This is a genomic window from Stenotrophomonas sp. BIGb0135, from assembly GCF_024810105.1.
GTDB classification, from domain to species: domain Bacteria; phylum Pseudomonadota; class Gammaproteobacteria; order Xanthomonadales; family Xanthomonadaceae; genus Stenotrophomonas; species Stenotrophomonas maltophilia_AB.
Window position 1 is genome coordinate 381680 of the sequence record NZ_JANUDX010000003.1, and the last position, 14091, is coordinate 395770.

Consider the following 14091-nt stretch of genomic DNA (forward strand, 5'->3'; position numbering starts at 1 on the left):
AGCCCTGCCGTGGCGGCGTTCGCGGACCACGGCCGCCATCACCATACCCCCAAGTATTGACATGCCACCGGCCAGGTCCATACTAGCGAGTATGGTCAATCCTTCCGCTACCCTGCCCCGTTTTGAAGATGAGCGACTGACCGGCGCGCATGACGCCGTGCTGGCCGCTACCCGCTCCTCGCCGGGGCGCCGTGGCACGGTGCTGTTCGCCCATGGCTTCGGCCAGACCCGGCATGCGTGGAATGCCACCGCCCACTCGCTGGCGGCGGCCGGTTACCAGACGCTTGCCTATGATGCGCGCGGCCACGGCGACTCGGACTGGAACCCGGCCGAACGTGCCTACCACGGCGAACAGTTCGCCGATGACCTGATCGTGCTGGCCGGCGAACAACCGCAGCCGCCGATCCTGGTCGCCGCCTCGATGGGCGGCCTGTTCGGGCTGCTGGCCGAATCGCGCTGGCCGGGCCTGTTCTCGGCGATGGTGCTGGTGGACATCACTCCGCGCTGGGATACCGCCGGGGTCGAACGCATCCTGATGTTCATGACCGCCCACCCGGACGGTTTCGCCTCCCTGTCGCAGGCCGCCGATGTGATCTCGGCCTACATGCCGCACCGCCCGCGCAAGTCCGACGATTCCCTGCGCGCGCTGCTGCGCGAGGACGGCCACGGCCGTTGGCGCTGGCACTGGGACCCGCGCCTGGTCGCCGAACTGGCACGCGACAGCGAACAGCACCAGGACGCGCTCGCCGAGGCGGCGCGCCAGGTGAAATGCCCGTTGCTGCTGGTCAGCGGCGGGCGCAGCACCCTGGTCACCCCGCAGACGGTGGCCGAATTCCTCGCGTTGGTGCCGCATGCGCGCCATGTGCAGTTGCCGGAGGCCACGCACATGGTCGCCGGTGACGACAACAACGCCTTTACCGCTACTGTGTTGGACTATCTGGACGTGTTGCCCTCGGCCTCCGCCGTGGCACAGTCCGCCACTACCGAGCACGTCACCGGAGCACGCTCATGAGCATTGTCGTTCCCTTCCTGGCCATCCTGCTGGCGGGCGCCTTCGTCGCCTACCATCGGATGCGGCTGATCACCTGGACGATCGTCAGCCTCGTGCTGCTGGCCGCCTGCTGGTTCATTCCGTACGTCAACCAGACCGCCACCCTCGTTGCCGCCGCCATCGTGGCGGTCATCGCCGTGCCGCTGCTGCTGCCCTTCATCCGCAAGCCGCTGCTGACCGCACCGATGATGAAGGTGTTCCGCAAGGTGCTGCCGCCGCTGTCGCAGACCGAGCGCATCGCGCTGGAAACCGGTTCGGTCGGTTTCGAAGGCCAGCTGTTCACCGGTGACCCGGACTGGAACATCCTGCTGAACTACCCCAAGCCGCAGCTCACCGCCGAGGAACAGGCCTTCCTGGATGGCCCGGTCGAAGAGCTGTGCAAGATGGTCAACGACTGGGAGATCACCCACGTCTACGCCGACCTGCCGCCGGAACTGTGGAGCTTCATCAAGAAGAACAAGTTCTTCGGCATGATCATCCCGAAGGAATACGGCGGCCTGGGCTTCAGCGCGCTGGCCCACCACAAGGTGATCCAGAAGCTGGCCTCGGTGTCGAGCGTGGTCAGCTCCACCGTCGGCGTGCCCAACTCGCTCGGCCCGGGTGAGCTGCTCAACCATTACGGCACCCAGGCGCAGAAGGACCAGTACCTGCCGCGCCTGGCCGATGGCCGCGAAGTGCCCTGCTTCGGCCTGACCGGTCCGTTCGCGGGCTCCGATGCCACCTCGATCCCCGATTACGGCATCGTCTGCAAGGGCGAGTGGAACGGCGAGCAGGTGCTCGGCGTCAAGCTCACCTTCGACAAGCGCTATATCACCCTGGCCCCGGTGGCCACGCTGATCGGCCTGGCGTTCCGCATGTACGACCCGGACGGCCTGATCGGCAGCACCCGCGATATCGGCATCACCCTGGCGCTGCTGCCGCGTGACACCGCCGGCGTGGAAATCGGCCGTCGCCACTTCCCGCTCAACTCGACCTTCCAGAACGGTCCGATCCGCGGCAAGGACGTGTTCATTCCGCTCACCCAGCTGATCGGCGGCGCCGAGAAGGCCGGCAAGGGCTGGAACATGCTCAACGAGTGCCTGGCCGTGGGCCGCTCGATCACCCTGCCCTCCACCGCCAGTGGTGGTGCCAAGGCCGGCGCGGTGATCACCGGCGCGTACGCACGCATCCGCAAGCAGTTCGGCCTGTCGGTCGGGCGCTTCGAGGGCGTGGAAGAAGCGCTGGCCCGGATCGGCGGCAAGGCGTATGCGATCAGCGCGCTGTGCCAGGCCACCGCCGCTGCCGTGGACCGCGGCGATGTGCCGTCGGTACCGTCGGCGATCGCCAAGTACCACTGCACCACCATGAGCCGCGAGGTGATCTCGGACATGATGGACGTGATCGGCGGCAAGGGCATCATCCTGGGGCCGCGCAACTTCGCCGGCCGCAGCTGGCAGGCCGCGCCGATCGCGATCACGGTGGAGGGTGCCAACATCATGACCCGCAGCCTGCTGATCTTCGGCCAGGGTGCGATCCTGTGCCATCCGTGGGTGCTGAAGGAAATGAAGGCCGCGCAGGATCCGGATACCAAGGCCGGCCTGCAGGACTTCGACCGCAGCCTGTTCGGCCACATCCGCTTCGGCATCTCCAACGCCGTGCGTTCGTTCTGGTTCGGCCTGACCGGCGCCCGCTTCGGCGCGGCCCCGGGCGATGCCTACACCCGCCGCTACTTCCGCAAGCTGGACCGTTACTCGGCCAACCTGGCGCTGATGGCCGACATCTCGATGATGACGCTCGGCGGCAAGCTGAAGTTCAAGGAATCGCTGTCCGGCCGCCTGGGCGATGTGCTGAGCCACATCTACATGACCAGCGCCATGCTCAAGCGTTACCACGACGAAGGCGCCCCCGTCGCCGACCAGCCGCTGCTGGCCTGGGCCTTCCATGACAGCGTGCACACGATCGAGACCTCGCTGTCGGCGGCGCTGCGCAACTTCCCGATCCGTCCGATCGGCTGGCTGATGTGGCTGCTGATCTTCCCGTTCGGCCGCCGCGCCGAAGCACCGGGCGATCGCCTGGGCCACCGCGTGGCCGCGCTGCTGATGGCGCCCAACGAAGCCCGCGACCGTCTGGCCAGTGGCGTGTTCCTGACCCCGTGCGAGAACAACCCGGGTGGCCGCATCAACAGCTACCTGTCCAAGGCGATCATGGCCGAGCCGGTCGAGCGCAAGTTCATCAAGGCGGTCAAGACCAAGGGTATCGAAGCCCTGGACTTCACCACCCAGCTGGACGAAGCCGTGGCCGAAGGCGTGATCACCCAGGACGAGCGCACGCTGCTGGAAGAGCTGCGCGCGCTGACCCTGGAAACGATCACGGTGGACGATTTCGATCCGCACGAGCTGCGTTCGGCCGGCTACTACGACCGCGAACGCAAGGACCAGCAGTCGCAGGAAGCGGCATGATCCACGCAGCCATGTGAGCAACAACGGCGGACTTCGGTCCGCCGTTTTTTTGAGAGACGTCCATGTCCGCTCCCCTGTTGAACCTCTACCAACGGCTGCAGCGCTGGCCTGCCGGCACCTGGCTGTTCTCGCGCGCGGTGTGCTTCAAGGCGCCCTACTTCGCCAGCATCGCCCCGCGCATCACCCTGCTCGAGAACGGTCGCTGCGAAGGCCGCATCGCGCATCGCCGCAAGGTCACCAACCATATCGGCACCGTGCACGCGATCGCGCTGTGCAACCTGGCCGAGCTCACCGCCGGGCTGATGGTGGATGCGTCGCTGCCCAAGGGCATGCGCTGGATCCCCAAGGGCATGGAGGTGACGTACCTGGCCAAGGCCACCGGAACCCAGCATGCCGTGGCCACGCCGGCCCAGCCCATCGTGGCCGCCGACGCCGGTTACGCGCTGCCGGTCCATGTGCAGGTGCGCGACGACGCGGGCACCCCGGTGTTCGACGCGCACATCCAGATGTGGGTGTCGCCGCTCAAGCGTTGATCGTTGCCACCGCGCCCCCCATCGAGGGGCCGGTGGCACCGGTCAGGCCGGCACCATCCACCACGCGGCCACGGCCAGCAGGGCCGGCACGGCCTGGACGAAGAAGATCCGCTTGTTCACGCTCCAGGCGCCGTAGCAGCCGGCCACGATCACGCAGCCGAGCATGAAGTTGACCAGCATCGGCAGGTGATCGAACACGCCCCAGAACAGGCCTGCGGCCAGGAAGCCGTTGTACAGGCCCTGGTTGGCCGCCAGCACGCGGGTGGTCTCGGCCTTCTCCGGCGTATTGCGGAAGGTCTTCAGGCCCAGCGGGCGCGTCCACAGGAACATTTCCAGGACCAGGAAGTACACGTGCAGCAAGGCGACCAGCAGGGTCAGGGAAAGTGCGGTCCAGTACATGGGCAGGCCTCGATGAGTTGAGCAGAGCTTACTCCGGCCGTTCGCCGGGCAGCTTCTTTTCTTCGCGCAGCAGGCCGAACGCGGCCGTGGTCATCGCAGCGGCCACCACCAGGCCGCCGACGAACACCGCGTGCGACCCGAACAGCGACAGCCCCTTGTGCACCCAGGCGAAGGTCAGGTCCGCGCCGCGGTACACCACGGTGTCGATCGCCGCGCCGGCCTTGTAGCGCCATTGGCGGTCCACACGGGTGAAGATCGTCTCGCGTGCGGGCTTGGCCAGTGAGAACTCGCTGGCGCGGGTCATGATCTGTACCAGCGCCACCAGCATCGGCAACGGCGAGGCGGCCAGCACCGAGAAGCCGACGATGATCGCAAAGCCGGGGATCAGCAGCGCCGGGGCGATGCCGTGGCGCGACAACAGCCAGCGGGTCAGGCCCAGCTGCAGCAGCAGGGTGAGCGCATTGACGGCCAGGTCCACCCGCGAGAAGAACGCCGTGCTGGCCGCGGGGTCGGTGTACAGGCGGCGCACGATCGAGGCCTGCTCGTTGTACAGCAGCGTGCCGATGCCCACCCCGAACAGCACCAGCACCGCCAGCCAGCGCAGCAGCGGTTCGCGCGCGATCAGCTTCAGGCCGTCCAGTACGCTGCCGCCCATCGGGGTTTCGCCCGAGGCCAGCTGCTGCTCCTGCTCGCGCGCCACGGCCCACAGCCGCAGTCGCCAGATGCACCCCAGGCAGGCGGTGAGGAAGCCGGCCGAGACCAGCATCAGGTTGGCGATGCCGATCCGCTGCACCAGCGCCGAGGTGATGATCGGCCCCAGGAAGGCGCCCACGGTGCCGGCGGCACCGATGTAGCCGTACACCGCACGTGCCTGCGTGTTGGAGAACACGTCGGCCATGAAGCTCCAGAACACCGCGACCGCGAACAGGTTGAACACCGCCGCCCAGAAGAAGAACGCCATGCCGCGCCCGGGCACGCCGCTGTCGAACAGCAGATAGAACCCGAGCAGGCAAACGATGAAGAAGACGTACACCGCCGGCAGGAACACCCGCCGCGGATAGCGGCTGACCACCGCGCCGTACAGCGGTTGCAGCACCAGCATGATCAGGAACACGCAGGTGAACAGGACCTGCAGCACGAAGTCCTGCAGGGCGATGCCGTGCGCACTGAACCAGTCGATCAGCCACGGTGGAAACACCGCGCTCGGGTCGGCCGACGCGGCCATCGCCTCGCGCACCGGGCGCAGCACGTAGTAGCCGCTGAGCAGGCAGAAGAAGTACAGGCACGCCCAGATCAGCGGCGGGGATTGCCGCAGCGCCCCCCGCAGCCCCGACCGCACCGGTGCCGGTGCTGCAGCACTCATCGCACCCACTCCCGGTTCGGGCGGCGTGACAACGGCGGCATCGTGGCAACTCCCGGCAGCAGAGCGCGCAAGGTAAACGATGCACCGCAACATCGCCAGCCTTTGCCGGCTCATCCGCGCAACGCAGCGTGGCCGCAATCCGGTCCCCCGCTGCCGGCCGCCCTGCCCTATGCTCGCAGGGCACCGTTGGGGAGCGGTCCGTCTTCGAGGGGAACCATGTACGACTACATCATCGTGGGCGCCGGGTCGGCCGGGTGCGTGCTGGCCAACCGGCTCAGCGCCGACCCGCACTGCCGGGTGCTGCTGCTCGAAGCCGGGCCGCGCGACCGCAATCCCTTCATCCACATGCCGGCCGGCCTGGCCCGCCTGGTCAACAACCGGCGCATCAACTGGAACCTGGACACCGAGCCCGAGCCCGCCCTGGACGGGCGCCGCCTGTGGTGGCCGCGCGGCAAGGTGCTCGGCGGCTCCAGTTCGATCAATGCGATGTGCTACGTGCGCGGGGTGGCCGCCGATTACGACGGTTGGGCCGCCGCCGGGGCCACCGGCTGGGACTGGGCGCAGGTGCTGCCGTGGTTCGTGCGCAGCGAAGCCAACAGCCGCGGCGCCAGCGCGCTGCACGGCGATGCGGGGCCGCTGTCGGTGTCCGACCTGCGCCACCACAACCCCCTGTCCGACGCGTTCCTGGCGGCCGCCACGGAGGCCGGGCACGCCCGCAACGACGACTTCAACGGCACGCGGCAGCTCGGCGTGGGCCTGTACCAGGTCACCCAGCGCGATGGCGCGCGCTGTTCCAGCGCGACCGCGTACCTGCACCCCGCACGCGCGCGCCGCAACCTGACCGTGCTGACCGGCGCGCGTGCCACCGTGCTCAGCTTCCGCGGTGACACCGCGACCGGCGTGTACTACCGCCACGGTCGCCAGCACCGGCATGCCGCGGCCCGCAACGAAGTAATCCTCTGCGGCGGTGCGGTCCACTCGCCGCAGCTGTTGATGCTGTCCGGCGTCGGCGCGGCCAGGGCACTGCGCGGGCACGGCATCAGCCCGCGCGCGGACCTGCCCGGGGTGGGGGGCAACCTGCAGGACCACCTGGACATCTGCACCCTGGTCCACACCCATCCCGGGGTGAGCTACGACCGCAGCAACCAGCTGCGCATCGCCATCGATTATTTCCTGCGCGGTCATCGCGGCGCCGGCACCAGCAACATCGCCGAAGCCGGCGGCTTCGCCCGCTCCGCGCTGGCCAGCGACGCACGCGCCGATGTGCAGTTCCACTTCGTGCCCGCCATGCTCGATGACCATGGCCGCCACCGCCTGCCCGGCGATGGCTACACCCTGCATGCCTGCGCGCTGCACCCGCGCAGCCGGGGTCGGATCCGCCTGCGCGACGCCGACCCGGCCTCGCCGCCGCGGATCGAGGCCAACTACCTGGGCGATCCCGAGGGCGTGGACCTGGCGATGATGAAGGAATGCGTGCGCATGTCCGCGGCGATCCTGGGCCAGCCCGCCTTCGACCGTTGGCGTGGCGCACCGATCTTTCCGCCCGGCGACAACCTGGACGATGCGACCCTGGTCGCCTTCATCCGCGCCAAGGCCGAGTCCATCTACCACCCGGTCGGCACCTGCGCGATGGGCACCCATGCCGAGGCCGTGGTCGACCCGCAGCTGCGCGTGCACGGCCTGCGCCGGTTGCGGGTGGTGGACGCCTCGGTAATGCCGACCCTGGTCAGCGGCAACACCAATGCCCCCACGATCATGCTGGCCGAACGCGCCGCGGCGTGGATCGTCGAGGCGGCCGCGAACGCCTGAACAGGGCTGCGCCGGCGGGACCCGGCCGGACATGACCGGGTGATGCAAAAAGCGCGCCTTTTCAACCAGATACGCATTCATCTTCGCTTGGTTTGTGCAATCGGGAAAACCGGCGCTAGAATCCCCTACAGCAGTTGCGCACGGGCCCCAAACGATGAATCAGAACAGCAGGCGCCGACCGATCCGTTCGGCGGCAACCGGGTTGCTGGGCATGTTGATGCCCATCGCAATGTCTTCCACTGCCCAGACCCCCGCGTTCCCCGTCAACATCGAGAACGCCGCGGCGATCCCGCACACCCAACCGGCCGCGTATCGCGCCACGGCGGCCAACCCGCAGGTGCTGCCGCCGGCGCAGGGCTTCAACGTCGCGGCGATCGAATCGATGGCCCAGCAGCTCACCTACGGTGAGCGCGTGCCGGGCATGGCGGTGGCGATCGTCCAGGGCGGCCGCGTCCTCAGCGCGCGCGGTTACGGCGTGACCGACGTCAACAACCCGCAGATGGTCGATGCGCACACGGTGTTCCGCCTGGCGTCGCTGTCCAAGGCTTTCGCCGGCACCATGGCCGGCCTGCTGGTCAACGATGGCACGCTGCGCTGGGACAGCAAGGTCACCGACTACGTGCCAGGCTTCCAGCTGAGCACGCCGGAGGCAACCGAGCGCCTGACCGTGGCCGACCTGCTCAGCCACCGCGTTGGCCTGCCCTACAACGCCTACGACCGCGACGTGGAAGCCAACGCCGAGTACTACACCCTCACCCACAAGCTGGCCTCGACCTCGCTCAAGTGCCTGCCGGGCGATTGCTATGCGTACCAGAACGTGGCCTTCAGCCTGATCGGCGACGTCGTCTACGCCGCCTCCGGCAGCTTCTACGAGCAGTCGGTCGAGCGCCGCCTGTTCAAGCCGCTGGGCATGGACGATGCCAGCCTCGGCCTGGCCGGCATCCAGGCCAGTTCGCGCTGGGCCCGCCCGCACGTGCGCAGCCGCAATGGGTGGGTGTCGCTCAATCCCAAGCCCACCTACTACCGCCTCGCCCCCGCCGCTGGCGTCAACGCCAGTGCCAGCGACATGGCGCAATGGCTGCTGGCGCATACCGGCCACCGCCCCGACGTGCTGCCCGCCCCGCTGCTGGCCACGCTGCATTCGACCCTGATCAACACCCCGGGCGAAATGCGTTCGGGCTGGCGCCGCGAGCGCCTGCACTCGGCCGGCTATGCACTGGGCTGGCGCAACTTCGACTACGCCGGGCATGAAGTGGTCTTCCACGCCGGTGCCGTGCAGGGCTATCGCGGCCTGGTCGCGCTGGTGCCCGAGCGCGATCTCGGCATCGCCATCATGTGGAACGGCGAAAGCAGCCTGCCCAGCGGCCTGCTGCCGACCATCCTGGACCAGGCCATGGGCCTGCCGACCCAGCGCTGGCTGGACGTGGACACCGACTTCGGCAGCGACAGCCTGATGGCCGAAGACGGCGCACCGGCGACCAAGCGCAAGGGCGTGTCGTCCAACCGCGCGGTAGCCTCGCCGCGTTGATCGCGGGCCTGGCGTGAATCAAGGAGGCGGCCGCATGGCCGCCTTCTTTTTTGGTCCAACCGATCCGCCCGACATGGGGCGTATGCAGCGTCGGGGAGCGGCAGGCATTGCCGGGAGCCGGCTGACGGCCGGCACTGCCCGAAGCGCGGGGCAAGCACTGCAAGGGCAAAGGCAGCGGCAGCGGCGACGGCGACGGCGACGGCGACGGCAACGGCAACGCAACGCAACGCAACGCAACGCAACGCAACGCAACGCAACGGCAGCCGAGCGTGGCTCGGCTCTACCCTTCGCGTGCGCTACCGGGAGACTGTGCAGGCATAAAAAAACCCCCTCCCCGCTGGGCTGCCAGGGAAGGGGGTTTCAGGTACGGCTATCGGGAACGACTTAGATCAGCGGTGCCGGGGTTGCCGGCAGGGCGACCGGAGCGGCCTTCTTCTTGCGAACGGCCGGCTTGCGCTTTGCGACTTTCTTCACCGCCTTCTTGGCGGCCGCCTTCTTGGCCGGCGCCTTGCGTGCGGTGGCCTTCTTCGCGGTGGCCTTCTTGGCTACCTTGCGGACGGCTTTCTTGGCGGTCTTCTTGGCAGCCTTCTTGGCCGTAGCCTTCTTGGCAACCTTGCGGACGGCCTTCTTCGCGGTCTTCTTGGCGGCGGCCTTCTTGGCGACCTTGCGGACCGCCTTCTTCGCCGTCTTCTTTACTGCCTTCTTCGCGGTCTTCTTGGCGGCGGCCTTCTTGGCGACCTTGCGGACTGCCTTCTTTGCCGTCTTCTTCACTGCCTTGCGGGCGGTCGCCTTCTTGGCTGCCTTCTTCACCGTCTTCTTGGCAGCCGCCTTCTTGGCTACCTTCTTGACGGCCTTCTTGGCAGCGGCTTTCTTGGCTACCTTCTTGACGGCCTTTTTGGCGGCCGGCTTTTTCTTCGCAGCTTTCTTGGTTGCCATGGGATGGCTCCTCGTCAGTGATCTATGGAGTTGAAACGCCCAGGTAAAGCAAACCCGCAGTGGGACATCGCGGGGACCGCCGTCGCGTCAAGCGCGTCGTGACGGATACGGGGATACCCACCGCAGGTGGCCGGGCAGGTATCGAATGGGAAGGGGCCTTGGAGTTCGCCGGGGGAAGCGACGCCATCTCCACCGTCTTCTGACGCGAGGTGGATGTCCAGGTTGTGCTTCGCGACTGGATGTCGATTCTGCTCACTCTGTTCGCAGCAAGGTCTGCTGTGGCGAAACCTAATCACGGTTTTTTTCACTGTCAACAACCCAGGCGAAAAATTTTCACATGGAGCGTCTCCGCGACGGCGTCCCCAACCCCGCTGCAAACGCCGTCAGCGGCGCGCCGCGACACCACGCACGCACCGCACCGGCACGCAGTGCGCAGCTCGCGCGAAAAGAAAACCGCTTAAAAGAAGCACTTTCGTATTTTCGGCACGCACGCGGCGCATGCGCGCCATCGCCCCCGCACGCGCGTTGGCCAACGCCCGAATGCCTACCCACACGGCACCCAAACGGACCCGAAAACTTTTCACATCTTCGATCGCTTTTTGACACCCGATTTGCGCAAATGCGCAAACTTTCTGACCGTTGCGACCGTTCGGTTCGCCCCTGCCGAAGACGCCGCGCGCACCGCGCGCGACCATCGCGCTGGCGTCCGATGCGCGCGCGGCGACACCCGACGGCATGCTCATGACCACCGCGGACGCCGACCGAACGGTTGCGCATGAGCACGCCGACCGATCGCCAGCGGCGCGCATCGCGGTGGTTTTTCATCACGTACGCATAACAGCAGAAACGTGCGCGCCCGATCCAGGCGCGGAAGCACCGCCCGTTGTCGACCGCCGCGGCCGGCGCGCGGGCAAAAAAAAACGGCCGCACCAGGCGGCCGTTCCTTCGAGCTGGCGACGATCAGTGCTCGTCGTCTTCCAGCAGTTCGGCGTACTCGTCCGGGCCCAGCAGGTCGTTCAACTCGTCGTTCGCGGAGAACTCGACCACGTAGATCCAGCCTTCGCCGTACGCGTCTTCGTTGATGGTTTCCGGCTTGTCCGACAGCGCCGAATTGACCTCGACCACGGTGCCGGTGACCGGGCTGTACACGTCCGAGGCGGCCTTGACCGACTCGACCACGGCGGCCTGCTGGCCGGCCTTCACTTCGTCGCCCACCGCCGGCAGTTCGACGTACACCAGGTCGCCAAGCAGGCCCTGGGCGTGGTCGGAAATACCGACGGTGACGCGGCCATTGCCTTCGACACGTGCCCACTCATGGGACTTGAGGAATTTGAGGTCGCCGGGGATCTCGCTCATGGGACTGCTCCGAGGAATATCAGGGGTCAAGAAACGGGGGTAGTGTAACCAGCGGCGCCGACCACTGACAGGCCGGCGCCATGAAAAAATCAGGCCTCGACGAGCACGCCCGGCTGGGCCTGGCCGTCGCGCACGAACGGGAACTTCACCACGCGCACGGGTACCTGCTTGCCGCGGATGTCCACGTGCACCTGGCCCAGTTCACCGGCCGGCACACGCGCGAAGGCGATGCCCTTGCCCAGCGTGGGGGAGAACGTGCCGGACAGGATCTCGCCCTGGCCACTGGCGGTGAGTACCGCCTGGCCGTGGCGCAGCACGCCCTTCTCGTCCATCACCAGGCCGATCATCTGGCGTGCGTCGCCGGCCGCCTTCTGCGCTTCCAGCACGTCGCGGCCGATGAAGGGGCGGTCTTCGTCCAGCGCCACCGTCCAGGCCAGCGCCGCCTCGTACGGGGTGATCGCTTCGTCCATGTCCTGGCCATACAGGTTCATGCCGGCTTCCAGGCGCAGCGTGTCGCGCGCGCCCAGGCCCGCCGGGCGCACGCCGGCGGCGGCCAGCGCCGTCCAGAACGCGACCACGTCGGCCTGCGGCAGCAGGATCTCGAAACCGTCTTCGCCGGTGTACCCGGTGCGCGCCACGAACAGCGGGGTGCCGCTGGCGGCGGTCGCCTCGAGCGCGGCGAAACGGCCGAGCTTTTCCAGCGCCGCGCGGTCGCCCTCGCCCACCAGGCCGATCACCTTGGCGCGCGCGGTCGGGCCCTGCACCGCGATGATGGCCAGGTCCTCGCGCTCGGTGACCTGCACGTCGAAGGCGGCGGCCTGCTCACGGATCCAGGCCAGGTCCTTCTCGCGGGTGGAGGCGTTGACCACCATGCGGAAGAAATCGTCGGCCAGGTAGTACACGATCAGGTCGTCGATGACCCCGCCGCGCGGATTGAGCATGCACGAGTACAGTGCCTTGCCGGTGGCCTTGAGCTTGTCCACCGAGTTGGCCAGCAGCGTGCGCAGGAACGGCTTGACCTGCGCGCCGCGCAGGTCGACCACGGTCATGTGGCTGACGTCGAACATGCCCGCGTCGCTGCGCACCAGGTGGTGCTCGTCCAGCTGCGAACCGTAATGGATGGGCATGTCCCAGCCACCGAAATCGACCATCTTGGCGCCGAGCGCGCGGTGGGTGTCGTTGAGAAGCGTCTTCTGGGTCATGACCGTTTTTCCGGGGGAATGAAGGCAAGACAGCCATTATCCCAGAACCGTCTTCACAACGCCTGCGGCGTTGCGTCAGACCTGCTGCACCTTCAACGCCATGCCCTGCACCGCCACCACGCGCACCGCGCTGCCGGCCGGCAGGTCCGGCCCCTCCACCTGCCAGAACGCATCATCGACCTTGGCCCGGCCCTTCCCGGCGACGATGGCCTGGTCCAGTTCCACCACGCGCCCGATCAGCTGTTCGGCACGCCGGTTCAGCAACGGCGCATCGCTCTGCCGGTCGCGCCCGCGTCCCCAGCGCCGATAGCACTGGATGGACACCACGCTGAGCAGCACGAAGGCAACCACCTGCCACAGCAACGGAACATCGGCGACCACCGCCACCAGCACGAACACCGCCGCCGCACCGATCCCGATCCACAACATGAAGGCGCCCGGGGCCAGCGCCTCGGCGGCGAACAGGACCAGCGCCAGTGCGCCCCAGCCGACGACTTCCCAGCGCATCTCAGCCTCCCACCCGCGGCGGAACGGCGCGCGGGGTGCGCTTGTCTTCCTGCTTGGCAAACGCCTCGCGCGCCAGCTCGGCGACGCCGGCGATGGAGCCGATCACCCCGCTGGCCTCCATCGGCATCAGCACCAGCTTCTGGTTCGGCGAGGTCGCCAGTTCCTTGAACGCCTCCACGTACTTCTGCGCGATGAAGTAATTGATCGCCTGCACGTCGCCCTGGGCGATGGCTTCGGACACCATCCGGGTTGCGTTGGCTTCGGCTTCGGCCGAGCGCTCGCGCGCCTCGGCATCGCGGAAGGCAGCCTCCTTGCGGCCCTCGGCTTCGAGCACGGTGGCCTGCTTCTCGCCTTCGGCGCGCAGGATCTCCGATTGCCGCGAGCCCTCCGCCTCCAGGATCTGCGCGCGCTTCTCGCGCTCGGCCTTCATCTGCCGCGCCATGGCATCGAGCAGGTCGCGTGGCGGCTGGATGTCGCGGATTTCGATCCGGTTGACCTTCACGCCCCACGGGTTGGTGGCGTGGTCGACCACGTTCAACAGCTTGGCGTTGATCACCTCGCGCTGGCTGAGCGATTCATCCAGGTCCATCGAACCGATCACGGTGCGGATGTTGGTCTGCACCAGGGCGATCATCGCCACCTCCAGCACGGACACCTCGTAGGCGGCCTTGGCCGCATCCAGCACCTGGAAGAACACCACCCCGTCCACGCGCACCGCGGCGTTGTCCTTGGTGATCACCTCCTGGCCGGGCACGTCCAGCACCTGTTCCATCATGTTCACCTTGCGCCCCACCCCGTACACGATGGGGATCAGGAAATGCAGGCCGGGCGACATCGTGTGGGTGTAGCGCCCGAAGCGCTCCACCGTCCACTCATACCCCTGCGGCACCATGCGCACCGCCTTGAACAGGATGACCACGGCCACGAAGGCCAGTACCAGCGAAAACAGCACGGTTGGAAACATCGAAT

Annotated in this window: 13 protein-coding genes; 5 read left to right on the plus strand and 8 right to left on the minus strand. The window is 67.6% G+C overall.

The features are described from left to right. Positions 1–91 precede the first annotated feature (91 nt). From M2421_RS09430 to M2421_RS09440, 3 genes are all read left to right on the plus strand, one after another. The gene (locus M2421_RS09430; RefSeq protein WP_259206248.1) at positions 92–1012 is read left to right on the plus strand and encodes a lysophospholipase; all 921 of its coding nucleotides are present in this window, start codon (positions 92–94) and stop codon (positions 1010–1012) included. Then, complete coding sequence (locus M2421_RS09435) at positions 1009–3489, plus strand: acyl-CoA dehydrogenase (protein WP_259206249.1); 2481 nt, start codon at positions 1009–1011, stop codon at positions 3487–3489. The genes M2421_RS09430 and M2421_RS09435 overlap by 4 nt, the downstream gene beginning before the upstream one ends. Positions 3490–3551: 62 nt before the next feature. Further along, positions 3552–4022: a hotdog fold domain-containing protein gene (locus M2421_RS09440; protein ID WP_259206250.1), complete on the plus strand. Its 471-nt coding sequence runs from the start codon at positions 3552–3554 to the stop codon at positions 4020–4022. A 42-nt stretch (positions 4023–4064) separates the two neighbouring features. On the opposite strand, the gene M2421_RS09445 is transcribed toward M2421_RS09440, so the two are convergent. Next, entirely contained in the window at positions 4065–4421 is a 357-nt protein-coding gene (locus M2421_RS09445) for a DUF1304 domain-containing protein (protein ID WP_259206252.1), read from the minus strand. A 28-nt stretch (positions 4422–4449) separates the two neighbouring features. Further along, positions 4450–5784, minus strand: coding sequence for an MFS transporter (locus M2421_RS09450; protein WP_259206253.1), 1335 nt, complete (start codon positions 5782–5784; stop codon positions 4450–4452). A 216-nt stretch (positions 5785–6000) separates the two neighbouring features. On the opposite strand from M2421_RS09450, the gene M2421_RS09455 reads away from it, so the two are divergent. Further along, positions 6001–7593 (plus strand): choline dehydrogenase, encoded by a 1593-nt coding sequence (locus M2421_RS09455; protein WP_259206254.1) that lies wholly within the window; start codon positions 6001–6003, stop codon positions 7591–7593. Between the two features lie 154 nt (positions 7594–7747). Beyond that, a complete protein-coding gene (locus M2421_RS09460) occupies positions 7748–9121 on the plus strand; it encodes a serine hydrolase domain-containing protein (protein ID WP_259206255.1) in 1374 nt (457 codons plus the stop codon). Between the two features lie 384 nt (positions 9122–9505). Here the strand turns inward: M2421_RS09460 and M2421_RS09465 are convergent, their stop codons facing one another. The 6 genes from M2421_RS09465 to M2421_RS09490 all read right to left on the minus strand — a co-directional run bounded on the left by M2421_RS09465 (position 9506) and on the right by M2421_RS09490 (position 14086). Further along, positions 9506–10057, minus strand: coding sequence for a histone (locus M2421_RS09465; RefSeq protein ID WP_128097885.1), 552 nt, complete (start codon positions 10055–10057; stop codon positions 9506–9508). Positions 10058–10440: 383 nt separating this feature from the next. Beyond that, positions 10441–10800 (minus strand): hypothetical protein, encoded by a 360-nt coding sequence (locus M2421_RS09470; protein ID WP_259206259.1) that lies wholly within the window; start codon positions 10798–10800, stop codon positions 10441–10443. Positions 10801–11017: 217 nt separating this feature from the next. Further along, positions 11018–11413, minus strand: coding sequence for a glycine cleavage system protein GcvH (gcvH, locus tag M2421_RS09475; RefSeq protein WP_259206262.1), 396 nt, complete (start codon positions 11411–11413; stop codon positions 11018–11020). A gap of 89 nt (positions 11414–11502) precedes the next feature. Then, positions 11503–12615, minus strand: a complete 1113-nt coding sequence (gene gcvT / locus M2421_RS09480) for a glycine cleavage system aminomethyltransferase GcvT (RefSeq protein ID WP_259206264.1) — start codon at positions 12613–12615, stop codon at positions 11503–11505. A gap of 75 nt (positions 12616–12690) precedes the next feature. Then, positions 12691–13122: an NfeD family protein gene (locus M2421_RS09485; protein WP_259206267.1), complete on the minus strand. Its 432-nt coding sequence runs from the start codon at positions 13120–13122 to the stop codon at positions 12691–12693. 1 nt (position 13123) lies between these two features. Beyond that, positions 13124–14086: an SPFH domain-containing protein gene (locus M2421_RS09490; RefSeq protein WP_259206269.1), complete on the minus strand. Its 963-nt coding sequence runs from the start codon at positions 14084–14086 to the stop codon at positions 13124–13126. Positions 14087–14091 lie beyond the last annotated feature (5 nt).